Genomic DNA, 24,423 nt, shown 5'->3' with positions numbered 1-24,423 from the left:
TATCCTCGCCGGCGGGAGTTGTCGTTGCGCGAGTGGAGCGGGCAATGGTAGCTCTACAAGAGACGGTCGAGCGCGTGAAGCGCATCGACGTCGACCAGTATCGTTATGGGTTTGAGACCCTGATCGATTCCGAGAAGGCCCCCAAGGGGCTGTCGGAAGAGACCGTAAAATTCATCTCGCAGAAGAAGAACGAGCCCGCCTGGATGCTCCAGTGGCGGCTGGAAGCCTATCGGCGCTGGCTGACCATGACCGAGCCGACCTGGGCGCGCGTCAATTATCCCAAGATCGACTTCCAGGACATCTACTACTACGCGGCGCCGAAGCCGAAGAAGGCGGTCACCTCGCTCGACGAGATCGATCCGGAGATCCTGAAGACCTACGAGAAGCTCGGCATCCCCTTGCGGGAAGTCGCCATGCTCGAAGGCATCGAGCCGAAGTTGGGCGAGGAAGATCCGGCCCGCCGCAAGATCGCGGTCGATGCTGTCTTCGATTCGGTCTCGGTTGCGACCACGTTCAAGGCGGAGCTGAAGAAGGCCGGCGTGATCTTCATGCCGATCTCGGAGGCGATCCGCGAGCACCCTGAACTGGTGCAGAAGTATCTGGGCTCGGTGGTTCCGACCTCCGACAATTTCTACGCGACGCTGAACTCGGCGGTGTTCTCCGACGGCTCGTTCGTCTATGTGCCGCCGGGCGTGCGCTGCCCGATGGAGCTGTCGACCTATTTCCGCATCAACGAGCGCAACACCGGCCAGTTCGAGCGCACGCTGATCATCGCCGACAAGGGCTCCTACGTCTCCTATCTCGAAGGCTGCACCGCACCGCAGCGCGACGAGAACCAGCTGCACGCGGCCGTGGTCGAACTGGTCGCGCTGGACGATGCCGAGATCAAGTACTCGACGGTGCAGAACTGGTATCCCGGCAATTCGGAAGGCAAGGGCGGCATCTACAATTTCGTCACCAAGCGTGGCGACTGCCGCGGTGCCAACTCCAAGATCTCCTGGACCCAGGTCGAGACCGGATCTGCGATCACTTGGAAATATCCGAGCTGCATCCTGCGCGGCGACAATTCGCGCGGCGAGTTCTACTCGATCGCGATCTCGAACGGCTTCCAGCAGGTCGACTCGGGCACCAAGATGATCCATCTCGGCAAGAACACCTCAAGCCGGATCATCTCCAAGGGCATCGCCGCCGGCAAGTCGCAGAACACCTATCGCGGCCTCGTCACGGCGCACCGCAAAGCCACCGGCGCGCGCAACTTCACCGCCTGCGACTCGCTGCTGATCGGCGACAAATGCGGTGCGCACACGGTGCCGTACATCGAGGCCAAGAACTCCTCGGCAACGTTCGAGCACGAGGCGACGACCTCGAAGATCTCGGAGGACGTGCTGTTCTACTGCATCCAGCGCGGGCTTTCGCAGGAAGAAGCCGTCGGCCTCGTCGTCAACGGCTTCGTCAAGCAAGTTCTGCAAAGACTTCCGATGGAGTTCGCAGTGGAGGCGCAGAAGCTAATCGCGATCTCGCTCGACGGATCCGTCGGATAACCAAACCTCCCGCGAGCCCCCTCGAATGCGGCTCGCCACATGATGCATTTCAGGGGTCAGATCAGAATGGCGCTACTCGAAATCCGAGATTTGCATGTTGGTGTCGAAGACCGCGAAATCATTCGCGGCCTGCATCTTAGCGTCCATGCCGGTGAAGTGCACGCGATCATGGGGCCGAACGGCTCCGGCAAGTCGACGCTCTCGCACGTCATCGCCGGCAAGCCCGGCTATGAGGTCACCGACGGGCAGATCCTGTTCAAGGGCGAGGACCTCCTGGAGATGGAGCCGGACGAGCGTGCCGCCAAGGGCGTGTTCCTGGCGTTCCAGTATCCAGTCGAGATCCCCGGCGTGACCACCATGAACTTTCTGCGGGCGGCACTGAACGCCCAGCGCAAGGCGCGCGACCAACAGGAATTCTCCACCCCCGCATTTCTGAAAAGAGTCCGCGAGGTTGCCGGTTCGCTCAACATTCCCCAGGACATGATCAAGCGCGGCGTCAATGTCGGCTTCTCCGGCGGCGAGAAAAAGCGCAACGAAATTTTACAAATGGCGTTGTTCGAGCCGGGTCTGTGCATCCTTGACGAGATCGATTCCGGCCTCGACATCGACGCGCTGCGTATCGTCGCCAGCGGCATCAACGCCTTACGTTCGCCGGAACGGGCGATGATCGTGATCACCCACTATCGGCGGCTTCTCGACCATATCGTGCCGGACATTGTGCACGTGATGTCGAAAGGGCGGGTCATGAAGAGCGGCGGCAAGGAACTCGCGCTGGAGCTCGAGGCTTGTGGCTACGCCCAATTCGAAGACGCGGCCTGACGGCTCTAGGGATTTCCCGATGAAGCAGGTTTTGGTCAAAGCCGACGCTGAGCGTGCAATGGGCAATGTTTTCGCTGCGGCGCGTGGACGGCTGCCCGGTGCGGGCCCTGTCCCCCAAATCCGGGAGAGGGCATTCGAGATCTACGAGCGTACCGGCCTCCCGCATCGGCGCATGGAGGATTGGAAATACACAGATCTGCGCGCCCTGATCGGCGAGGTACTGCCGCTCGCTCCGCGACCCGATGCGGAGGCGCTGGTGCGCGCAAAGGTCTCGGTCAAGCAAGTGGCTGCCGATCAGGCGGTCAAACTGGTTTTGGTGGATGGCATATTCGCGCCGGAGCTATCCGATCTCGGCAACCTGGAAAACGAAGTCGTTGTGCGGTCGCTGCGAGAGGTTCTGGAGAATTCGGCCACTGGGGCCATGGCCGGTCTGGTGCTGTCGACGACGAGCGATCCGGCGATCTCGCTCAATGCCGCGATGGCGACAGATGGCTTGGTGATTACGGTCGCCGACGGCAATGCGCTGGAGCGTCCAATCCAAATCGTTCACGTCGCAACCGGACTGTCGGTGTCCACCTTTACACGCTGCTATCTGCAGCTCGGTAAAGGAGCGCATGCGGCCATCGTGGAAAGTTTCGTCCCGGCTGAACGCGCGAGCGGCTATCAAGCCAACGATGCGATAATCGCCCTGGTTGGTGACGAGGCGAGCCTTTCGTATTTCCGCGTGGCAGCTGCTGCCTCTGACGCCGTAAATATCTCGTCGGCGATCATCGCAGTCGGCGCCAGGGCCAAGCTCGACCTCTTCAGTATGACCTGCAGCGGCTCCATCAGCCGCTATCAGGAATTCATCACGCTGGCCGGCGAGGGAACCAAGCTCTCGGCGAATGGGATTAATCTCATCAGGGATAGGCTCCACGCGGACACAACGATCGTGGTCGACCACGCGATGCCACATTGCACCAGTCGAGAGAAGTTCCGCGCGGTCGTAGACGATTGCGGTCGCTCGGTGTTTCAAGGCCGAATTATCGTTCGTCCCGCCGCCCGGAACACGGATGCCACCCTGACGACGCGAGCGTTGCTCCTATCCGACCAGGGCGAGGTCGACAATAAGCCGGAGCTTGAAATCTTGGCTGACGACGTGACCTGCGGCCACGGAGCGACATCGGGTGCGCTGGACGACACACTCGTATTCTATCTGCGCGCCCGGGGGCTACCAGAGAAGGATGCGCAGATGTTGTTGATTAAAGCGTTCATTGGCGAGTCGATTGAGGAGATCACTTCCGAGAATCTGCGCGATTTTGTGACGGCGCAAGCTGAACACTGGCTGCAGGCCGGGCGATGAGCGCACATCCCGCCGTGAGCAATGGCAGTTACGAGGTCGACCGTCTGCGTAAAGACTTTCCTGCGCTCGCTATGACGGTGTACGGCAAGCCGCTTGTTTACCTCGATAACGCTGCATCCGCGCAAAAGCCCACCGCGGTGCTTGACCGTATGATGCAGGTGTACTCCAGCGAATATGCCAACGTTCATCGCGGCTTGCACTACCTCGCTAACGCGGCGACAGAGGCGTATGAAGACGCCCGTACCAAGGTGGCGCGGTTTGTGAACGCGCATTTAAACGAAGAGATCATCTTCACCCGGAGCGCCACGGAGGCAATCAATCTGGTGGCCCAGACTTTTGGCCGTGAACGCATTACCCCGGGTGATGAGATCGTTCTCTCGATTATGGAACACCATTCCAACATTGTGCCATGGCACCTTCTCAGGGAACGACTCGGTGCAGTGATCAAATGGGCCCCAGTGGATGATGACGGAAACTTTTTGCTCGATGATTTTGAGCGACTGCTGACCCCGCGCACCAAGATGATTGCAATCACGCAGATGTCGAACGTGCTCGGCACGGTATTGCCGGTGAAAGATGTGGTGAGGATCTCGCATGCTCGTGGTATCCCGGTGCTGGTCGATGGCTCGCAAGGATGCGTCCATCTGAGCGCCGACGTCTGCGACATTGACTGCGATTTCTACGTCATGACGGGCCACAAACTCTATGGTCCGACGGGGATCGGTGTGCTCTACGGCAAATCTGAGCATCTGGCATGGATGCCGCCCTTCAATGGCGGCGGGGAGATGATCCGCGAGGTCTCGCGTTCCGGCGTCATTTATGGTGATCCGCCACATCGGTTCGAAGCGGGTACGCCGCCGATCGTCGAAGCCATCGGTTTGGGGGCGGCTATCGATTACATCAATTCAATAGGCAAGGCGCAGATCCGCAGGCACGAGAGCGTATTGCTCGCTTACGCGCAGGAGAGGCTGGCGGACATCAACTTCGTGCGCATGATCGGGACCCCGGCCGAGAAGGGGCCGATCATTTCCTTTGATATGAAGGGTGCGCATGCCCATGATATTGCCACCGTCGTCGACCGCGCTGGTGTAGCGATGCGGGCCGGGGCCCACTGTGCGATGCCGCTGCTCAAGCGCTTCGGCGTGCTAGCGACGTGCCGTGCGTCCCTCGGACTTTACAATACACGTGAAGAAATTGATGTGCTTGTGCGTGCGCTGATCAAGGCGCGGCAGCTATTCTCGTGATTGGCGAGCCTACGACTCCAGGTGGCGAGGCAGCTCGCATTGAGATCTGGAGCATGCGGTAATGCACCTCATCGTCTACGCAGCACGTAAGCACCTGCAGATCTCAGCAGGCATAGATAGCATTGGCAAGCCTGTGTAGGCCGGCCAGCCTTCCAGTTCGGCCCGGCGAGCGCGATTGCGGAGCGTTGCGATCGCGGACACGTTCGAGAATTGGGCGGGCAATTTCACCCATAACTAGCCCTTGTTCCATTTCGAACAGCGCCAAACCAAGAGTTCTCTGCCCTAAGCGTGATGTCGGGTTCGCAACAATACCCACTGTCACTGCACGAGGTGCGCTAAGTGATCTTGATTGCTCTGTTTTTTGTGCTCGCGAGACGCTGGCATGCTGGTTGCAAAAGTCTTGGTCAAGAAGCCGCCCCCGCAACAGCTAACCTTTGAAGGACATCAGATGAGTCTCGCCACGACCCAGAGCATCGCAGAAATCAGGGCTCGCAACAAAGAGCTGATCGAGGAGGTGCTGAAGGTCTATCCGGAGAAAACCGCGAAACGGCGTGCCAAGCACCTCAACGTTCACCAAGCCGGCAAGTCAGACTGCGGGGTCAAGTCCAACGTTAAATCCATACCTGGCGTGATGACGATCAGAGGCTGCGCCTATGCAGGGTCAAAGGGGGTGGTCTGGGGACCGATCAAGGACATGGTCCATATCAGCCATGGCCCGGTCGGCTGCGGTCAGTATTCGTGGGGCTCGCGACGCAACTACTATGTAGGCACGACGGGCGTCGATAGTTTCGTGACCCTACAGTTCACCTCCGACTTCCAGGAAAAGGATATCGTATTCGGTGGCGACAAAAAGCTGGCCAAAATTCTTGACGAAATCCAGGAGCTGTTTCCACTTAACAACGGCATCACGATCCAATCGGAATGCCCGATAGGATTGATCGGTGACGACATCGAAGCCGTGTCAAGAGCGAAATCCAAGGAATATGGCGGCAAGACCATCGTGCCGGTCCGTTGTGAGGGCTTTCGGGGGGTGTCGCAGTCACTAGGCCACCACATTGCCAACGACGCGGTGCGCGATTGGATTTTCGACCAGCCCGAGTCGGATAGCAAACCAAGGTTTGACCCGACGCCGTACGATGTCGCGATCATCGGAGACTACAATATCGGCGGCGACGCCTGGTCATCACGAATTCTGCTGGAGGAGATGGGCCTGCGGGTGATCGCGCAGTGGTCCGGCGACGGTTCACTGGCTGAGCTCGAGGCAACGCCCAAGGCAAAGCTCAACATTCTGCATTGCTACCGTTCAATGAACTACATCTCACGCCACATGGAAGAGAAGTTCGGTATCCCGTGGTGCGAGTACAACTTCTTCGGACCTTCGAAGATCGCCGAGTCTCTGCGCAAGATTGCCGGCTATTTCGACGATAAGATTAAGGAAGGCGCCGAGCGGGTGATTGAAAAGTACCAGCCGCTGGTGAACGCCGTGATCGCAAAGTATCGCCCACGCCTGGAGGGCAAGACGGTAATGCTGTACGTCGGCGGGCTCCGTCCGCGTCATGTGATTGGTGCCTACGAGGACCTCGGGATGGAAGTCATTGGCACCGGATACGAGTTCGGTCACAACGACGACTATCAGCGCACAGCTCAGCATTACGTAAAGGACAGCACGCTCATCTACGATGACGTCAATGGCTATGAGTTCGAGCGCTTCGTCGAAAGGCTCCAGCCTGACCTCGTCGGCTCCGGTATCAAGGAAAAGTACGTCTTCCAAAAGATGGGTGTGCCGTTCCGGCAGATGCACTCCTGGGACTATTCGGGCCCATATCACGGCTATGACGGCTTTGCGATCTTTGCTCGCGATATGGACATGGCGATCAACTCGCCGGTGTGGAAGAAAACGAAGGCTCCCTGGAAGGAAGCTTCGAGGACCAAGCTCCTGGCTGCAGAATAAACCAACTCATCTCGCTCTCTGGGAAAGCCGGGGCGACACCAATCTCGATAGTGAAGGATTTCAACAATGGCGCAGAGTGCCGAACACGTGCTCGATCATCTCGAGCTGTTCCGCGGTCCAGAATACCAGCAGATGCTGGCCAAGAAAAAGATATTCGAGAATCCTCGCGATCCCGCGGAGGTAGAACGTATCAAGGAATGGACGAAAACGTCCGAATATCGCGAAAAGAACTTTGCGCGGGAGGCGCTAGCGGTAAATCCGGCCAAGGCATGCCAGCCGCTTGGCGCCGTATTCGCCTCTGTTGGCTTTGAGGGCACGCTGCCCTTCGTCCACGGCTCGCAAGGTTGCGTGGCTTATTACCGCAGCCATCTGTCGCGGCACTTCAAGGAGCCTAGCTCCTGCGTCTCCTCGTCGATGACGGAAGACGCTGCTGTATTCGGCGGCCTGAACAACATGATCGACGGGCTCGCGAACAGCTACAACATGTATAAACCCAAGATGATTGCGGTCTCGACGACCTGCATGGCCGAGGTGATCGGCGATGACCTCAACGCCTTCATCAAGACGTCGAAAGAAAAAGGCTCGGTTCCGGCAGACTTCGACGTGCCATTCGCCCACACGCCGGCGTTCGTCGGCAGCCACGTTACCGGTTATGACAATGCGCTCAAGGGCATTCTAGAGCATTTTTGGGACGGTAAGGCCGGAACAGCGCCGAAGCTGGAGCGCAAGCAGAACGGGGCGATCAACATCATTGGTGGGTTCGATGGCTATACCGTCGGAAACCTTCGCGAGATCAAGCGCATCTTGGCGCTAATGGACATCCAGCACACGATTCTAGCGGACAATTCTGAAGTTTTCGATACTCCGACAGATGGCGACTTCCGGATGTATGACGGAGGCACGACCCTGGAAGATGCGGCCAACGCGGTTCACGCCAAGGCGACAATCTCCATGCAGCAGTGGTGCACCGAAAAAACGCTGCCATTCGTGGCTGAGCATGGACAGGACGTCGTATCCTTCAACTACCCCGTGGGCCTATCCGCAACGGATGACTTTATCCTGGCGCTGTCACGCATCAGCGGCAAGGAGATTCCCGAGCAACTCGCGCGAGAACGTGGCCGCCTGGTCGACGCGATCGCTGACTCCAGCGCGCATATCCATGGCAAGAAGTTCGCGATCTATGGCGATCCGGATCTTTGCTATGGGTTGGCTGCGTTTCTGCTCGAACTCGGCGCCGAACCGACCCATGTGCTATCCACCAACGGCAACAAGGCGTGGCACGAAAAAATGCAGATGCTGCTTGCAAGCTCGCCATTTGGGCAGGGCTGCCAAGCCTATCCGGGCCGAGATCTCTGGCACATGCGCTCACTCCTGTTCACCGAGCCAGTCGATTTTCTGATTGGCAACACCTATGGCAAGTATCTGGAGCGCGATACTGGAACGCCACTGATCCGCATCGGCTTTCCGGTTTTTGATCGGCATCATCATCACCGCTCCCCCCTATGGGGCTATCAGGGCGGCTTGAATGTGCTGGTGAAGATCCTGGACAAGATCTTCGATGAGATCGACAAGAAGACAAACGTTCTTGGCAAAACTGACTACAGTTTCGACATCATTCGTTAATGAGCGACCGTGCGCGTGCCATCGCCAAAGCACTTGACGATGGCACGAGCACACGAGGGTTGACCATGCAATTAGTTTCCGCTGAGAGGAAAACGGGATGAATTCACTAGCGGCCACGCTCCAGAATATTTTCGACGAGCCGGGCTGCGCCAAGAACGGCAGTAAGTCGGAGGCTGAACGCAAGAACGGCTGCACCAAACAGCTGCAGCCGGGTAGCGCTGCCGGCGGCTGCGCCTTCGATGGCGCCAAGATTGCGTTGCAGCCGTTCACCGACGTCGCTCACTTGGTGCATGGTCCGATCGCGTGCGAAGGCAATTCCTGGGACAATCGCGGCGCGGCGTCGTCCGGCGCGAATCTGTGGCGTACCGCATTTACAACCGATTTGAGCGAAACCGATATTGTATTTGGAGGCGAGAAGCGGCTCTGCAAAGCGATCAAGGAGATCATCGAGAAGTGCGACCCGCCCGCCATCTTCGTCTATCAAACCTGCATCCCGGCGATGATCGGCGACGACATCAACGCAGTCTGTAAGGCAGCATCTCAAAGATTCGCAAAGCCGGTGATCCCGATCAATTCGCCGGGCTTCGTCGGCTCGAAGAACCTCGGTAACAAGCTCGCCGGCGAGGCATTGCTAGAGTATGTGATCGGGACGCAAGAACCGGACTATACCACGCCGTACGACATCAACCTGATCGGGGAATACAACCTTTCGGGAGAGCTCTGGCAAGTGAAGCCATTGCTAGACGAGCTTGGAATACGGATTCTCTCCTGTATCTCCGGAGACGGCAAATATCGCGAGGTCGCGTCATCTCATCGCGCGCGGGCGGCGATGTTGGTGTGCTCAAAGTCCATGATCAACGTCGCACGCAAGATGGAGCAACGCTACAGGATCCCGTTCTTCGAGGGGTCGTTCTACGGTATTCAAGATTCGAGCGAATCGCTGCGTCAGCTTGCCCGCTTATTGGTTGAGCGCGGCGCCCCGACAGATCTGCTCGGCCGCACTGAAGCGGTGATCGCGCGCGAGGAAGCGTGGGCATGGGCTGCGATAGAGCCGTACAAGCCACGATTCGAAGGCAAGAAGGCCTTGTTGATTACCGGCGGCGTCAAGTCATGGTCGGTCGTTGCGGCGCTCCAAGAAGCAGGGCTTGAGTTAGTCGGAACCAGCGTCAAGAAATCAACCAGGAAGGACAAGGAGCGCATCAAGGAGCTAATGGGGCAGGATGCCCACATGATCGAGGACATGACGCCGCGCGAAATGTATAAGATGTTGAAGGACGCAAAAGCGGACATCATGCTATCGGGCGGCAAGTCGCAGTTCGTCGCGCTGAAAGCGGTGATGCCCTGGCTCGATATCAACCAGGAGCGTTGCCACGCCTATATGGGCTATGTCGGAATGGTCAAGCTGGTGGAGGAGATCGATAAGTCGCTCTCCAGTCCGATGTGGGAGCAGCTACGTCGACCGGCACCATGGGACGCATTGGCCAAGGCGAAGGAGCAGGTGCAATCGCCGATGGCCGCGATCGCCTGCAATCCGGCGCTCGCCGAAACTGAGCGCCGCGCGACGAAGATCTGCGTGTGTAACACGGTCGATCTGGGCACGATTGAGGATGCAATCTACGCGCACGGCCTGAAGAGCGTCGCAGCGGTCAGAGAGCATACCAATGCGGTCGGTGGCTGCTGCCAAAGACGCATCGAAGATATCTTGGTTTCCGAGCCATCTGCCCGGCGACAGGCCGCAGAATAGGGAGGCGTCATGGCAATCGTCACGGCGCCGACAAAAGCCTGCGCTGTCAACCCGCTGAAGATGAGTCAGCCGATCGGCGGCGCATTCGCCTTCATGGGGCTGCGCGGGGCGATGCCGCTTCTGCATGGCTCCCAGGGGTGCACATCCTTCGGTCTCACGCTCTTTGTCCGGCATTTCAAAGAGGCAGTACCGCTGCAGACCACCGCGATGAGCGAAGTCGCGACCGTACTCGGTGGCTATGAGAATCTCGAGCAGGCGATACTGAACATCTATAACCGTACCAAGCCAAAGATCATCGGAATCTGCTCGACCGGCGTCACCGAGACCAACGGCGACGATGTGGATGCCTACCTCAAGCTAATCCGGAGCAGTCATCCGCGACTCGCAAAGTTGCCACTGGTGTATGTCTCGACGCCTGATTTCAAGGGCGCGTTCCAGGACGGCTGGGAGAGGGCTGTGGCGCGCATTGTGGAGGTGCTGGTGGAGCCCAACGCCAACGGCCTGCGGGATCCATCGAAGGTGAATGTTCTGCCGGGATGTCACCTCACGCCCGGCGACCTTGATGAACTCCGTGTCATACTGGAGGATTTCGGGTTGTGCCCGTCCTTCCTCCCTGATCTCGCGAGATCGCTCGATGGACATATCCCCGATGAGTTTACGCCAACGACCATCGGCGGCATCGGCGTCGACGAAATTGCGGGCATGGGCAGCGCCGGCTGGACCATCGCGATCGGCGCGCAGATGCAGCGCGCGGCAGAGGTCATGCAGGGCAAGACCGGCGTGCCTTTTCGTGTCTTCGAGCGTCTGCGCGGCCTGTATCCGAACGACGAATTCATGACGTTCTTGAGCGACATCAGCGGCCGCCCTATACCGTTGAAATATCGGCGCCAGCGCGGTCAGCTCGCCGATGCAATGCTGGACGCGCACTTCCATCTTGGCGGCCGCAAAGTTGCGATCGGCGCTGAGCCAGACCTCCTGTTGGATCTGTCCTGCATGCTGCATGACATGGGCGCGCAGGTGACCGCGGCCGTGACGACTACTCAGTCGGGTGTGATCGAGCGGATCAAGACCAAGGAGGTACTCATTGGCGATCTCGAGGATCTGGAAGCGCTTGCCAAAACGAAGCATTGCGACCTGCTGATCACGCATTCGCATGGCAGGCAAGCGGCGGCTCGGCTGAAAGTCCCGTTCCATCGTGCGGGTTTTCCGATGTTCGACCGACTTGGAGCGGGACACCAACTATCCGTAGGTTACCGTGGTACCCGCAATCTGATCTTCGATATCGCCAATCTCGTGATCGCGCACCGTGAGGAGAACGATCGGCCTACGCCCGATAGATGGCGGACTGCGGCCGGATCGCCGCGATGCTCGGGGCATCGCAGTTCCACCGGCGCAGCTGAGAGGTCAAGTGCATGAAGGTCGCGTTTGCCACTCAGGACCTGAAACGCGTCGATGCCCATTTTGGTTGGGCAAAGAATATCGCAATCTACGATGTCACGCCTGGCGGTCACGTGTTTCTCAAGGCGATTGAGTTTGAGGGCGATCTTAAGGAAGATGGCAACGACGACAAGTTGGCGCCGAAGATCGAGGCGATCAAGGATTGCGCGATTCTTTATGTCGCCGCCATTGGCGGTGCCGGGGCTGCGCGAGTGGTGGCCAACAAGATCCACCCTATCAAGGTGAACAGGCCAGAAAGCATTCTGGTGTTGCTCGAGAAACTCGAGCGCGTACTGAAGGGCACGCCACCTCCCTGGCTACGCAAGGCTATGGCAAAAGACCGACGGCGAACCTTCGAGTTCGACGAATGAGGTGATATGACCGCAAAACGAGAGCAGCAGGGGAACGCCGTTGACGCGCCGTTCCTGACGGAGTTGGTCAAGGTTTGGCGTGTTCAGGATACCAATGGAGTCTGTGAGGCGAAGAGCGATATCGAGCTGCTCGAACTCTATATTCTGGACAAGGAGAAACGGCGCGCATTGCCGATCATCGGTGATCCTGATCCCAATACGCTGTGGCGGCTTAAGCTGTTCTTCGATGCGGTCGCACTCTCGATCGAGAGAGAGACCGGCGTGATGACCCAGCCGATTCTGGATCTGCATCATGAAGGCGCCGCGCGCATGGTGCTCGTCTCAGGCCGTCTGATCGCCGTAAACAAGCAGCTGCGCGATGTGCATCGCTTCGGATTCGATAATTTGGTAAAGCTCGCGCAGCAGGGCGACAAATGTGTCAGCGATGGAATCGACCTAATTCGGAAATTTCCGGACGTGGCGAACTATTGGGGATATTCATGAGCGATCGTGAAACACTGAAGGCAGAACTAAAGAAGTTGTCCGTCAAGGCGACACAAGCCAAGATGGATCTGCACGACCTTTCGGAAGAATTGCCTCTCAACTGGACGTCGATCATGGTGGTGGCGCAGAAGGCGCACAACGCCTATGCCGAACTGGAGCGCAAGAGCCGTGATCTGAAGGCGGTGGAAAATACCTAAAGGAGGCCCAAGCCATGACATTTGAAGCGCGCGATGGACGCGAATGGACGCCAGAATATCTGGTCTCGATCAATAGTAAGAAGTGCATCGGCTGCGGCCGCTGTTTCAAGGTGTGCGGTCGAGATGTCATGACTTTGAAAGGAATCAACGAGGAAGGCGAACTTGTCGACCTCGACAATGACGAGGACGATGAGATCGAAAAGAAGATTATGGTTCTGAACGATCAGGGTGCCTGTATCGGCTGCGGTGCGTGCGCCAGGGTTTGCCCGGCGGACTGCCAGACCCACGTTTCGGCCGCAGCGGCAGCTGCATGAGCGCGAAAGTCTCTCTCTCTCTCTCTCTCTCTCTCTCTCTCTCTCTCTCTCGCATTGTTGCGGCAGCAGCAGGTGGGATATCGAGGGGCCAGATTGTGATCAGGACCCGCCAACCGATTGGTGACCAGCGGCTATGGGTGACTCGCGGGCGGATTGCAGCCGCGTCGGAGTGCCGGCGGATGCCACGGTCAGGTTGTGGTCAGCTAGATTGCATATTCTCGCCGCGAGCTTGCGCGGCACGAGCTCGAAGGCGTGCAATTTTGCCGATAGGAGAGCGATCTGATGTACAACAGAATCGTTGGCTCATCCAGCCAGTCCACAAGCGCTAGTCAAGCTGAGGAATGGGGAGAAGCGGGAGATAGTCCCCGCTTTGCGGAAGCAGTTGCAGGTATGGAGCCCGGTGGTTCGTCATCTGAAACGGCAGCGCGATACTCTCTGGTCTCCGAACCGCCCATTAAAGAGATCAAGACCCGAGATGGCTTCATGAAAGAAGTAAAGAGGTTTTTGGCCGATGACATCAGGCACATTGCCGAGCACCCAGAAGAGTACTCGGATTTCGTGTCCGAGAAAGCTGAGCGCGCGGCAACGGTTGCTGGAAGTTACGTCAACACCTACGATGATCCAGATAAGCCGGCGAAGTTTTACAGGTATAAGTTGGGCGACGAAACTGTCGGGCTTTTACGAGTCGGAGGTCCCGCGCGGATTAAAGACGACAGCGGCCGTTTCAAGGAACAGTTTGGGCGCAACGATATCACGTCCGTAGTAGATCTTCGGGTTACTCATCCGCTGGTCGAGAACGCGGGCGATATCTTGCTGGAACATCAGCTGCGACAGGACCGCGATCGTCCGTTGGTCTTGTCACGTCCTGCCGTAGAAGAGGTAGAGCCCCGTCTAGCGGAAATGGGTTTTGTACACATGGGCCGTAACTACTGGGTGCTTGATCCTAAGCAGCACCCCGAAGTGTGGGAGAAGAACGAGAACAACGAGTGGCAGCGGGTCGGCAAGCCTACGAAGTATCTTTCGAAAGCTGAGGGCAGTGGTATCGATAGTGAGGGCAGTGATTCCGAGGGAACGTTCGAGACGGATTCCTCAGACGATAACGCTTCATATTACTTGGAGCGCGCCCTGCGTAAGGGGCTCCGTATGGACTAAGGTGGCTGTAACAGAAGCAGCGGGCCAGAAATAACGGACATTTCGCCATTCCACGCGCGGGCGTAAAGGTCTTCACCAAAAGGGGGCGCACGCGCGCCGCGTGCGCCCCCTTGCTTACTGAAAGCGATCGCTCAACTTTCGGCGACGGCACCTGCGATGTCGCGATGGGATACGCCCATCGCAGGGCATGTACGGGGCCTTCCGCAGCGTGCGATGAGCGAATAGCGAAGACCAGCCACCGAGTTTAGCCCTCCGGCAAATGGTCCAGAAAGGCTGGAGCGCGAAAGCTGTAGCTGCGCAGCCAAGCATCGAAAGGGCAGAAAGGCTCAATGCTCGTGCGAATTGCTCTAACTGTGCCCCCGCCAATGAGGTGCGCTGCAACGTGAAGCTTGGGCGTTGTATTGCCGGAAACACGAGCCGTTCCGGCACTTGTACGGTTCTTGCACGGTTGATTGCACGGCGACAATGAAGAACGTCTTGCAATGTACGAGCGATAAATGCAGCCAGATGCGATCTATGCGGTTTGCGGCTTTAACGACATTCCGAGCCGCGAGGCCATGGGATTTCATCTTATAGTCGTCGATGATGACGGCAATCACCGCCCGTGGTCTATCATTGTGGTGCGCTGGGGCAAAAAGGTGCTTGGCTATGTCAATAAATGCCCGCACAACAGCGTCAATTTGGATTGGGAGCGGAACCAATTCCTCGATCCATACGGCACCCGACTGATCTGCGGCAAACACGGTTCTACCTTCGAACTCGGCACTGGGCGGTGCGTCGAAGGTCCGTGTAAGGGTAGAGCGCTCACGCCGATCGCCCTGACAGTTCTGGATGGTGATATCTGTGTCGTCGGCGTGCGCCTTGTTGAAGATGATGCGGCCCAAAACGAATGAACCGCGCTTAGACTGGCCGGTTCTCGTTACGGTTTCTCACCGGTTCCATCCTCTTCAGGCCGTCCTCGTAGGAGATCTCGTCGTAGGCCAGATCGAGTTTCTTTGCTTCATCGAGCAGGTAATCGAGCTTGCCGCCCGCATCCAGCTTCTTGATGTCATCCTTATTGATCCCGACCAGGTCCATCATCTCCTTCCAAACCGTGGATTCATCGCACGGTAGGACGCGGAAGGTAATACCATCGAGCTTGGTTTGGTATTTCGCCAGCAAGTCTATGTTGTTACAGAACATGAAGTAACTGCCATCTGGGCTCAACGCGCCATCGAGCACGGTTGCGACGTCAGCAAGATAGGCGAATGAGTGCAGGTAGCCGGCCAGCACCGGAATGGTGCCTTCTCCCTCCTGCGCGATCGTCAAAACCTGCTCAATCGAATAGTCCGGCGGCCGTTTCTCGTCCGCAACTTGAGCCTGGAATTTTAGTGCGATGTCGCCGCGAAAACCGAACCGGCCCGTCTTGGTCGTCCCGCCTTTGAGTACGGCATTGAGCAGGCGGCCCTCGCTCTCAAGTCTGCCGAGTGCGGTGTTCTCGATTGCAGTCATTAATTCGTCCTCGATCTAAGCTCTTCACCGACGCGTTGGCCGGTGCCCGACGCGATGCAAATTGCCTGCCGTCGCATGCGTCGCTGTCCCGAGCGTAGCTTAGAAAGAAAACGCGTCGAGGGGCTGCACCTAGTTCTGTCAGGAACCCAACACCGGTTCCAAAGCCAACAGGCGCGATTCGAAAAAGTGCGCATCATCAAGCGTCTGCGCGCTGGCACGTGACTTGCCCTTAGCAGCTAGATCCAAGCTGATGAGGGAAAGCCGTGATCAACCTGACGGACAGCGCAGTGAATGCAATCAAGAGCGCGATTTCATCGTCGGCGCGCCCGATCAGCGGTCTACGCGTCATGATCGAAGCAGGCGGCTGCAACGGATTCAAATACAAGATGGGCCTGGCCGAGGAACCGAAGTCTGACGACACCGTGATCGAATGCGACGGGCTGAAGGTGTTCGTAGATAAAAAGAGCCGTGAGCATCTGGTAGGCACGACCATCGATTTCGTGATGGCACTGGAGAGTTCTGGCTTTACCTTTCACAACCCCACCGCGAACTGCTCCTGCGGAAAATCTTTCAGCTGATGAAAAAATCGTTCAGCTGATGAGGAGGAGACATCGAAGCATGCCGGCCGAACCAGAACAACTGAGGCAATCGTTATCCACTGCGACAGACCGAGAGCGTCGCATTAGCGGCGTAATCGAAGAGATCCGATCCAATCTGCAACGCGACGGTGTCGACTGCCACCTGATCGGGATCGATGACAGCAGGGTCATGGTTAGGTGGACCGTTGCCTGCACGTTGTGCAAGCTTTCGGGGATGACGCTGAAAGGCATTCAGGCGCGGCTGGTCGATAAACTCGGCGAATTGGTTCGCCTGATCCCCGTTGCTGCTGTAGGCGAGGCAGTGGATTGAGCGGAAATCGAGTTCCGATTTACCTCGATAACAATGCAACGACGCGGACCGATCCATCCGTCGTGCAAGCCATGTTGCCGTTCTTCACCGAGCAATTCGGCAATGCCTCGTCCACGCATGGCTTTGGCAGCGAGGTCGCGGTCGCTGTGAGGCAGGCCCGGCGTAGCTTGCGGGGCCTGCTAGGGAACGCACATGATCATGAAATCGTTTTTACCTCGGGGGGGACCGAGGCCAATAATGCCGCGGTCCTCTCTGCGCTTGCGACGCAGGAAGACCGCGACGAGATCGTCGCCACCTCGGTCGAGCACCCTGCCGTTCTTGCGCTAACCCAGCAATTGGCGACAAGAGGAGTCAAGACGCACATCGTACCTGTAGATTCCCGCGGCCGGCTCGACATCGAGGCGTTTCGCCGCGCGCTCGGGCCACGCACAGCGATTGCCTCGGTTATGTGGGCGAACAACGAGACCGGAACGATGTTTCCTGTGGAGTTTCTGGCAGGGTTGAGCCGTGAGGCGGGCGCGCTGTTTCACACCGATGCAGTCCAGGCCATCGGTAAGGTGCGAGTGAACCTAAAGGACAGTGCGATCGATATGCTGTCGCTGTCCGGGCACAAACTGCACGGCCCCAAGGGGATCGGCGCGCTATATTTGCGCAAAGGGACAAAATTCCGGCCGCTGATCTGCGGCGGATCACAGGAACGAGGGCGCCGCGGCGGGACCGAGAATATTCCCGGCATTGTCGGCCTGGGAAAGGCTGCCGAGCTTGCGGCGGAGCGGCTCGAACCGGAGCGCGTTCGCATTGGCGGGTTGCGCGATCGGCTTGAGCAGGGAATTTTACACAATGGCGAGTGCGTTGCGCTCGGCGATATCGGCAATCGATTAGCGAACACGGCCCTCATTGCCTTCGATCATCTTGAAGGCGAAGCCATCGCGCACCATCTCAATCTGGCGGACATTGCCGTGTCCCTCGGATCAGCCTGCAATTCCGGCTCAATGCAGCCATCGCATGTTCTGCGTGCCATGGACGTGCCGGCGTGCCGGATCCGTGGCGCGGTGCGCTTTTCTCTGTCGCGTGAAACCTCCTTCGCGGAGGTCGATGAGGTCGTGTGCGCAGTGTCCGAAATCGTGGCTCGCCTGCGCGCCACCTCCTGCGTCACAGCCAGGGAGTTGACCTCGTGAAAATCATGATCCGCCGGTCTCCGGATGCGGGCCTGTCGATCTACGTGCCAAAAAAGGATCTCGAAGAGCCAATCGTGGAATCCGAGCACGAAACGCTATGGGGCGGCTGGATCAAAGTAGCTAATGGCTGGGTACTCGATTTGCCCGAGATGGCGAGCGACACACGGCTACCGATTACAATCAACGCTAAAAAACGGGGCGAGAACGGGGACGATCCGTGAAAGGCGCCCCCGCAGATCGACTTTGTCGATGCGGCCGATACAAAAGCCACGCTCGTGGACACCGCTGCCGCCCTGAAGGCCGCGAGCATTGTTTCCCACCTCGGTCCTGGCCTCGCCGAATTGTGCAGATCCGATATGCCGACCACACCGGAGGCGTTGGCCGGCTTCTTCGAGCGAGGTTGCGCTGCCGCGGCGGGCTAGGGCAATGCGTGGGCGTCGGCGCAACATGTCGAGATTAACAAAGATCGCTCCAGTGACGGCATTGATGACGCAGGCTTTCGCTCGGCCAGTCGAGCCGACGCTATCGCTGCCAGTCATGGTCGACGTCTGGTGTTATGCCGCCGGCGCTCGGTAAGCGCGATCGATGGGGCGAGGTGCAAGGTATCACCGTATCACCCGCGTCGGCATTGGCGAAAATTGCTGGTATCGCTTTTACGATCTACTTGGCCGAGAGATCGGCAGTGCCGTGACCGTCAGCTGGGCGACGGGCGTGCTGTACAAGTCGCATGGCAGCGTGCAGCCGGCCAACAACTTCCTTATCTCCAACGCGGACTACGTCGAGGGCGTTGACCGAAATCGACATTCATCATCAAGGTGAACCGGAGAGACCTTTCTCTTGATCGGCTGTCGCTTAACGAACAGCTGTTGCCTAGCTATGCGAGGCAGATCATCGAGCGCGCGGCCCACACCCACTATGCCATCGTTGATCCGGACGCGCTCTCTCGCAACGAGCTCCGCTTTCTACCCGAGCAAGGCCTGACACCGCTTGCGATTGGGCTCCGTTGCACGGTTGAGATACTGCTCACCCATTGGTAGCCTTGCGAAACTGGGATCCCCCAGCTCGTATTGGGATTGTGAGAGCCCCAACGCGAGAGAACCCGTTCAGATGGGGCCGGGTTCCGGCGAGCTTAGCGCGAGAATGAATACGCAAGCCATGGAGCTCTGCGTGAGAATGACGACGTATCTGTCGCATCATCAACAAGTGCATCATTGCTGTTCTTTCATGCGCCAGCGACGATCGTTTCCGCTAACTCTTTGGCGTATGGCTGCAATTTTCGTCGTCCCCGCCATGGCATGCAAGTTGCTACTCAGCTCCTTGAGGCTCGCTCGCGGATGGTCCTGGGTGGCCGATGATGCGTGCAGGGAAAAATTTAAGATGAATGCGGTCGTGGAACGCGGAAAGCATGTCAAAGCTGCAGTGGATAACGGCAGGATGATGCAGTCCGCCGCCTGCCGCGCTTCGGCCAAGTCCGCGCAGGCGAGCTGCGGCTCGGAGGCAGGCCAAGGCGATCTGCCAACCGAAATCTGGGAAAAGGTCAAGAACCACCCCTGCTACAGCGAAGAAGCGCATCATCATTACGCCCGCATGCATGTCGCGGTCGCGCCTGCCTGCAACATCCAGTGCAATTACTGCAACCGAAAATACGACTGCGCCAACGAATCGCGTCCAGGTGTGGTGAGCGAGAAGCTCACCCCTGAGCAGGCGGTTAGAAAAGTGCTTGCGGTCGCGACCACCATTCCGCAGATGACAGTGCTTGGCATCGCTGGTCCCGGCGATCCCTTGGCCAATCCAACAAAGACGTTCAAGACGTTCGAGCTGGTTGCCGAGGCGGCTCCCGACATCAAGCTGTGTCTGTCAACCAACGGACTGGCTCTGCCGGACCATATTGATACCATCGCCAGGTCGAAAATTGACCACGTCACCATCACCATTAACATGATCGATCCCGAAATCGGCGCCAAGATCTATCCGTGGATCTTCTTCAACCACAAGCGCTATACCGGCATTGACGCGGCAAGGATACTCACCGATCGCCAGCTGCAAGGTCTCGAGATGCTTAGCGAACGAGGTATCCTGTGCAAGGTCAACTCGGTGCTGATCCCAAACATCAACGATGACCACCTGATCGAGGTCAACAAGGCGGTGAAGTCGCGCGGTGCCTTCCTTCACAATATCATGCCGCTGATCTCCGCGCCCGAGCACGGCACAGTATTTGGCCTCAACGGTCAGCGCGGACCGACGGCGCAAGAATTGAAGGCGCTGCAAGATGCTTGTGAAGGAGAAATAAAAATGATGCGGCATTGTCGCCAGTGCCGCGCCGATGCGGTCGGGCTACTCGGGGAGGACCGCAGGGCAGAGTTCACCACCGATCAGGTCATGAAAATGGACGTCCAATATGACCTAGAGATGCGCAGGGCATATCAGGTCAGGGTAGAGCATGAGTGCGCCGCTAAAGTCGCGGCCGCCCAAAATGAGCGCGCGGAATTTGCTGGACAGATGAGCGCGATCACTCTTCTAGTTGCCGTCGCAACCAAGGGCTCGGGGTTGATCAACGAGCACTTTGGGCATGCAAAGGAATTCCAGGTCTACGAACTTTCTACATCCGGCGCCAAATTCGTCGGCCACCGCCGCGTGGACGTTTACTGCCAGGGCGGTTATGGCGAGGAGGACAGGCTTTCCGCCATCATGCGTGGCATCCGTGACTGCCATGCGGTCTTCGTCTCCAAGATCGGCGGCTGCCCGAAAAGTAATCTGATCAAGGCGGGAATCGAGCCGGTCGATCAATACGCCCATGAGTTCATTGAGAAGTCCGCGATCGCCTGGTTCAGATCCTATCTGGACAAGGTGAAACGCGGGGAGATCCAGCACGTGCAGCGTGGTGACACCGCGAGCCGGCAAGGATCTCTGATCTCTGCAGGGTAAGGGGGAATATGTGCCATTCAAGATCATCGCCTCGCAGTGTACGAGCTGCTCGGCCTGCGAACCCTTATGCCCGAACGTTGCTATCTCGGAGAAGGGGGGCAGCTTTGTCATTGAAGCTGCGAAATGCACTGAATGTGTTGGTCATTTCGACGAGCCGCAATGTGCCGCCGCCTGTCCGGTCGACAATACCTGCGTGGTTGACACGTCCTTGCCTCGCTACCAGCCGCCAACCTAAAGCGTGACCCCCATGAACGGCCTCCGAAGAGCTGGTGCTGAGAACGTCGCAAGCGTCGTGCTGCGCGTTGGCGGCGACGGCAGCACGGCCCTGGCGGCATTTCATCCTGCGCGGCTGCCCAAAGGCGCTTCGCGAGTCCGAGAGTGGCCTTCCCACCCAGCGCTGCTATCGTCGATGAGACTGACCAGGCCGCGCGAACATGAAGTGATGCAGGATCTCGCCTGCTGTGGGCGAGGCGACTCTCTACATCTCTACGAAGAAGCGATGCAGGAGGAGCGGTACATGAACAGCATTGTTCGCGACAGCGACGTCGTCGAGCTCAGCGACCCGCCTGCCTTCAGCTTTGGCCAAAAGCTGCGAGCCAATCGCACCATCCGCAATGATGGCACCTATCGCGGCAAAGAGATTGGCGAGGTCTTAGTCAAGAAGGGGGAGGTGGGTTACGTCATCTCGATCGGCACGTTCCTGCAGCAATTCTACATCTACGGCGTTGAGTTTCTGGAAAGCGGCTACTGCGTTGGCATGAAGCGCAAGGAACTAGAGCCGGTGCACGCCTGCGAGGAGATTGATGATCTGCCGTTACCGGAGGAGTCATGATTCAGCCCGGCTTTCCGAAATATCGGCGGGGCTAGCGGGTCAAAACCGCAGTCGACCTCATCAACGACCACTCACATCCCGATGCGGAGCCCGAGGGAGTCTTACTTGCTGCCGGAGCGACCGGCGAGATCATCAACGTCGCGATCCATACCGAAGCGAACGTGCCGATCTATATTGTCGATTTTGGTGAGCAGATGCTCATCGGCTGTCTTGAAGAAGAAATCGCAGTGCTCTGAACGGAGGCTTCACCATGAATGCCGCGTTGATGAGAACGGTAAGGGCCGGGCTGGTGCCTCACCCCAACGAGCTCGATCGCAAACGGATCGAGCGCGGCTTGAGCTCACGCAAGCGCTATCTCTACGTCTCGCCGAACGTGACGCCGGTGAGGAGCGGCTACCTCGTCGAGAGCCCCTGTTGCTCGCGCAACATCGATAAGGATGGCGCTCTCATCGATGTCGCACTAATCCATTATGATGCCGTGAGCGGGATATGGAAGCTATTTCGCAAGAACCACGCGCGAGGAATCTGGGAATTCTACAGCCTTTACCATCGGTTGACTTCTGCAATCGACGAATTGAATGCGGATCCGGAGCGTCTGTTCTGGCAATGAGACCCGCCTTTGATGAGTCATAGAGGAGCCACGATGGCGCTCACCCCGGAGGAACTGATCGAAATCGAGCGGCTGCTTGCAGCCGATGGCGCCGAGATGCGTCCGTTTGTCGAGCTGCGGCGCCGCTTTCCGCAGCTTGCTTGGGTGCGCTGTGATGCGTCGGACGTGGCGGATCAGCCGTTCCGGCAGTTTCCGCGTTTCGACCTTCATCTGATCGATGGATCGGATCATTGCGTGCAGATTACGGCCGATCCGACGCGGGCGACCGGCATCGTATTGGCCAAAAGGATGTTGGGCGGTGAGCACTGAACGAGCAGAGCATCCGCTTGATGGCGCGCACACTGCGGAGGAGAATACATCATTTATTCCACTGTCCGATCCCGATATCGCCTTCGCCGAGCTCTCTGCCGTGGAAATGCTGCTGTGTTCGCCGCAAATCTCCAACGGACGGATCACTGAGGCGTTTGAGCAAGCTTTCGCCGCCCATCTTGGCCGCAAATATGCTGTTGCGGTCTCGAGTGGTACCAGGCGCGACGCCATTATCGATGATCTGCGCGGCGCAAAGGTTGAATCAGCCGCCTATAGCCAACCGCTGCACCTGCAACACCACTACTTTGACTTCGGCTATCGGCGTGGCGATTTCCTGGTTACGGAAAAAATAGCCGATCGTGCTCTGGCGCTTCCGTTTCACCCCCATCTCACGAACAAGCAGATCGAGTTTATCGTCGAGACCGTGAAAGATGCGTCGATCAACGTAGGAGCGGGTGCAGCGAGTTACTGAGATGCTCGTCATCCACGACACGGAAGAACGAGGATTGAATGGCGAATCGTAATTGTTGTCATCGCTACAGATGAGCAAGCGGACCGAGCATACGTCGTTTGTGGCAGCTTTGCCTGGCGCGATCGTGATCCACACAACTGCGGGAGCACGCCGGATGCCCTGGAGGCATGCACTCGTCTTAAGTCCACAAGAGTGTTCCAAGCGAGCGCGAAGAAGACCTGCTCGATGGTAAAAAGCCGCCGCGTCTAAGGCGCGGCTTGAGGCCCACGCGCCAAGGTGCCCGAGTCGAGATCGTCTGGTGTCAGCTCGGGATCTTTGGAGTGACCAAAACAGGGGAGCGGTATGAACTCGCAAGAAGTCATCATCCACGTCCGCTTCGGTCCGAACGGCAGGGTGATCCAGATCAGTGAGCGTCCGGCGAAGCTCACGCCGAACCAATGGTTTGATGTCCTCAACGTCCGTGCCAGCTCGGCTTATCGGCCGCTCGCTTGTGGCCGCGGAATTTTTCGGCTGAGCCGGACTGCAATCGAAGCCTTCAAGCAGGAAACTGCGAGGCCGGGATTAGCGAACGGAGAATCGGCGACCTGATGAGCGATCAGATCGAGGTTTTTGTCGTCTGTCCGGCCGATGCCATCGAGCGGAGTGGCCCATGGGCTTTAGCCTGTCGCGGATCGACGGCAGGGGCGAGAGCCGGCCGTTTCCAATTATTGTGGTGCGCACCTTCGGCAACGACTATTTTGGTTACGTCAATCGTTGTCCGCATGAGAGCGTCGGGCTCAAGATCGGCTCCGGTGTGCTTTTCTCGGCGGACCGCGCCTTTCTCAGATGCGGCCGGCACGGTGCAAAATTCGAGATCGACACTGGGATGTGCATCGACGGCCCCTGCGATGGACAATCCCTTGCGCCTGTAGCGCTCGCCGTGATCGAAGATGACGTCTGCCTGTGCGGCGTCAAGCTGCTCGAGGACGATCGGTTTGCCGACCGTTTTGGGGACAGCGACGAAACCATGGATATCACGATCCATCCGGACCAAGGGTCCTATCGCATTGTTGTGCTCCAGTGCCTGAGGCGCTTTGCCCTCGGATGAGGCCATTGTACTCGTGAGCGTTGGCAGATGCGTGTCACAGCTTTTGATTTGTGAGACAGAACGGGCACCTCGTCGCATTGCGGCCTTGCACTCCGCGACCTCCGCAGCACCAACAAGCTGCTCTTGCGCTGGCTCATCAAGCGAGCCGGCAGGCGGGGCATGCTTCCTACGACCGGCGGTATGTTTTAGCGGGAAATGCCCTCGGCGGCTGGAAGTTCGCCGAGGGCATCGTCTGGGCTTGAGGGATGGAGGGACCCAGACTGACAGGATCGTTTGGGGAGGAGGAATGACGATCCTGTGTCAGAAGTCTCTGGCCGGCCGCCGCAGCTGGCGTTATTGCCTCGTAGCAACTGCCATGCCAAACCTCCGTTCGTGCGACGCCCTTAGCTGAT

General features: G+C 58.2%; 25 protein-coding genes and 2 pseudogenes. 26 read left to right on the top strand and 1 reads right to left on the bottom strand.

Annotated elements, in window-relative coordinates; all coding sequences use genetic code 11:
- Positions 1–44 precede the first annotated feature (44 nt).
- The 14 genes from sufB (at position 45) to N2603_RS40515 (ending at position 15,111) form a co-directional block, all read left to right on the top strand.
- Positions 45–1,541 (top strand): Fe-S cluster assembly protein SufB, encoded by a 1,497-nt coding sequence (gene sufB / locus N2603_RS40580; protein WP_260386597.1) that lies wholly within the window; start codon positions 45–47, stop codon positions 1,539–1,541.
- Between the two features lie 66 nt (positions 1,542–1,607).
- Positions 1,608–2,360 carry a Fe-S cluster assembly ATPase SufC gene (gene sufC, locus N2603_RS40575; protein WP_260386596.1) on the top strand — a complete coding sequence of 251 codons (753 nt, stop codon included), beginning with the start codon at positions 1,608–1,610 and terminating at the stop codon, positions 2,358–2,360.
- Positions 2,361–2,379: 19 nt separating this feature from the next.
- Positions 2,380–3,702, top strand: a complete 1,323-nt coding sequence (gene sufD, locus N2603_RS40570; RefSeq protein ID WP_260386595.1) for a Fe-S cluster assembly protein SufD — start codon at positions 2,380–2,382, stop codon at positions 3,700–3,702.
- Positions 3,699–4,946, top strand: a complete 1,248-nt coding sequence (locus N2603_RS40565; protein ID WP_260386594.1) for a cysteine desulfurase — start codon at positions 3,699–3,701, stop codon at positions 4,944–4,946. Before sufD ends, N2603_RS40565 begins: the two co-directional genes overlap by 4 nt.
- Positions 4,947–5,394: 448 nt before the next feature.
- Positions 5,395–6,897: a nitrogenase molybdenum-iron protein alpha chain gene (gene nifD, locus N2603_RS40560; protein ID WP_260424390.1), complete on the top strand. Its 1,503-nt coding sequence runs from the start codon at positions 5,395–5,397 to the stop codon at positions 6,895–6,897.
- A 66-nt stretch (positions 6,898–6,963) separates the two neighbouring features.
- Positions 6,964–8,520 carry a nitrogenase molybdenum-iron protein subunit beta gene (gene nifK, locus N2603_RS40555; RefSeq protein ID WP_260386593.1) on the top strand — a complete coding sequence of 519 codons (1,557 nt, stop codon included), beginning with the start codon at positions 6,964–6,966 and terminating at the stop codon, positions 8,518–8,520.
- A 97-nt stretch (positions 8,521–8,617) separates the two neighbouring features.
- A complete protein-coding gene (nifE, locus tag N2603_RS40550) occupies positions 8,618–10,264 on the top strand; it encodes a nitrogenase iron-molybdenum cofactor biosynthesis protein NifE (protein WP_260386592.1) in 1,647 nt (548 codons plus the stop codon).
- Between the two features lie 9 nt (positions 10,265–10,273).
- Positions 10,274–11,680 carry a nitrogenase iron-molybdenum cofactor biosynthesis protein NifN gene (nifN, locus tag N2603_RS40545; RefSeq protein ID WP_260386591.1) on the top strand — a complete coding sequence of 469 codons (1,407 nt, stop codon included), beginning with the start codon at positions 10,274–10,276 and terminating at the stop codon, positions 11,678–11,680.
- Positions 11,677–12,072 (top strand): nitrogen fixation protein NifX, encoded by a 396-nt coding sequence (gene nifX, locus N2603_RS40540; protein ID WP_260386590.1) that lies wholly within the window; start codon positions 11,677–11,679, stop codon positions 12,070–12,072. The genes nifN and nifX overlap by 4 nt, the downstream gene beginning before the upstream one ends.
- A 6-nt stretch (positions 12,073–12,078) precedes the next feature.
- Complete coding sequence (locus N2603_RS40535; protein ID WP_260386589.1) at positions 12,079–12,555, top strand: NifX-associated nitrogen fixation protein; 477 nt, start codon at positions 12,079–12,081, stop codon at positions 12,553–12,555.
- Positions 12,552–12,752, top strand: a complete 201-nt coding sequence (locus N2603_RS40530) for a CCE_0567 family metalloprotein (RefSeq protein WP_260386588.1) — start codon at positions 12,552–12,554, stop codon at positions 12,750–12,752. Before N2603_RS40535 ends, N2603_RS40530 begins: the two co-directional genes overlap by 4 nt.
- 14 nt (positions 12,753–12,766) lie before the next feature.
- Positions 12,767–13,066, top strand: a complete 300-nt coding sequence (gene fdxB, locus N2603_RS40525) for a ferredoxin III, nif-specific (protein ID WP_260386587.1) — start codon at positions 12,767–12,769, stop codon at positions 13,064–13,066.
- Between the two features lie 282 nt (positions 13,067–13,348).
- The gene (locus N2603_RS40520) at positions 13,349–14,218 is read left to right on the top strand and encodes a host specificity protein (RefSeq protein ID WP_260386586.1); all 870 of its coding nucleotides are present in this window, start codon (positions 13,349–13,351) and stop codon (positions 14,216–14,218) included.
- Positions 14,219–14,715: 497 nt separating this feature from the next.
- Complete coding sequence (locus N2603_RS40515) at positions 14,716–15,111, top strand: Rieske (2Fe-2S) protein (RefSeq protein ID WP_260386585.1); 396 nt, start codon at positions 14,716–14,718, stop codon at positions 15,109–15,111.
- A 7-nt stretch (positions 15,112–15,118) separates the two neighbouring features.
- Here the strand turns inward: N2603_RS40515 and N2603_RS40510 are convergent, their stop codons facing one another.
- Complete coding sequence (locus tag N2603_RS40510; protein ID WP_260386584.1) at positions 15,119–15,709, bottom strand: hypothetical protein; 591 nt, start codon at positions 15,707–15,709, stop codon at positions 15,119–15,121.
- A 263-nt stretch (positions 15,710–15,972) separates the two neighbouring features.
- On the opposite strand from N2603_RS40510, the gene N2603_RS40505 reads away from it, so the two are divergent.
- The 12 genes and pseudogenes from N2603_RS40505 to N2603_RS40445 all read left to right on the top strand — a co-directional run bounded on the left by N2603_RS40505 (position 15,973) and on the right by N2603_RS40445 (position 24,031).
- Positions 15,973–16,287 (top strand): HesB/IscA family protein, encoded by a 315-nt coding sequence (locus tag N2603_RS40505; RefSeq protein ID WP_260386583.1) that lies wholly within the window; start codon positions 15,973–15,975, stop codon positions 16,285–16,287.
- 40 nt (positions 16,288–16,327) lie between these two features.
- On the top strand, positions 16,328–16,618 hold the full coding sequence (locus tag N2603_RS40500) for a NifU family protein (protein WP_260386582.1): 291 nt from the start codon (positions 16,328–16,330) through the stop codon (positions 16,616–16,618).
- Positions 16,615–17,796 carry a cysteine desulfurase NifS gene (gene nifS / locus N2603_RS40495; protein WP_260386581.1) on the top strand — a complete coding sequence of 394 codons (1,182 nt, stop codon included), beginning with the start codon at positions 16,615–16,617 and terminating at the stop codon, positions 17,794–17,796. Before N2603_RS40500 ends, nifS begins: the two co-directional genes overlap by 4 nt.
- Complete coding sequence (nifT, locus tag N2603_RS40490) at positions 17,793–18,017, top strand: putative nitrogen fixation protein NifT (RefSeq protein ID WP_027571421.1); 225 nt, start codon at positions 17,793–17,795, stop codon at positions 18,015–18,017. The genes nifS and nifT overlap by 4 nt, the downstream gene beginning before the upstream one ends.
- Positions 18,018–19,173: 1,156 nt before the next feature.
- A complete protein-coding gene (gene nifB / locus N2603_RS40485; RefSeq protein WP_260424389.1) occupies positions 19,174–20,721 on the top strand; it encodes a nitrogenase cofactor biosynthesis protein NifB in 1,548 nt (515 codons plus the stop codon).
- Between the two features lie 10 nt (positions 20,722–20,731).
- Complete coding sequence (locus N2603_RS40480) at positions 20,732–20,956, top strand: 4Fe-4S binding protein (protein ID WP_260386580.1); 225 nt, start codon at positions 20,732–20,734, stop codon at positions 20,954–20,956.
- 282 nt (positions 20,957–21,238) lie between these two features.
- Positions 21,239–21,553, top strand: a complete 315-nt coding sequence (locus tag N2603_RS40475; RefSeq protein ID WP_260424388.1) for a nitrogen fixation protein NifZ — start codon at positions 21,239–21,241, stop codon at positions 21,551–21,553.
- A gap of 59 nt (positions 21,554–21,612) precedes the next feature.
- Positions 21,613–21,789 (top strand): nitrogen fixation protein NifZ, encoded by a 177-nt coding sequence (locus tag N2603_RS40470; protein WP_260424387.1) that lies wholly within the window; start codon positions 21,613–21,615, stop codon positions 21,787–21,789.
- Between the two features lie 14 nt (positions 21,790–21,803).
- The gene (locus N2603_RS40465; RefSeq protein ID WP_260386579.1) at positions 21,804–22,163 is read left to right on the top strand and encodes a DUF3024 domain-containing protein; all 360 of its coding nucleotides are present in this window, start codon (positions 21,804–21,806) and stop codon (positions 22,161–22,163) included.
- A 33-nt stretch (positions 22,164–22,196) separates the two neighbouring features.
- Positions 22,197–22,472: a DUF6129 family protein gene (locus tag N2603_RS40460; RefSeq protein WP_260386578.1), complete on the top strand. Its 276-nt coding sequence runs from the start codon at positions 22,197–22,199 to the stop codon at positions 22,470–22,472.
- 142 nt (positions 22,473–22,614) lie between these two features.
- Positions 22,615–22,944: pseudogene (locus N2603_RS40455) on the top strand (DegT/DnrJ/EryC1/StrS family aminotransferase); the annotation flags it as partial.
- Positions 22,945–23,528: 584 nt separating this feature from the next.
- Positions 23,529–24,031 (top strand): annotated as a pseudogene (locus N2603_RS40445) (Rieske (2Fe-2S) protein).
- Positions 24,032–24,423: the final 392 nt, after the last annotated feature.

This window comes from Bradyrhizobium huanghuaihaiense (assembly GCF_025200885.1).
GTDB lineage: Bacteria > Pseudomonadota > Alphaproteobacteria > Rhizobiales > Xanthobacteraceae > Bradyrhizobium > Bradyrhizobium huanghuaihaiense.
This window is presented reverse-complemented; position numbering and strand designations above follow the sequence as displayed.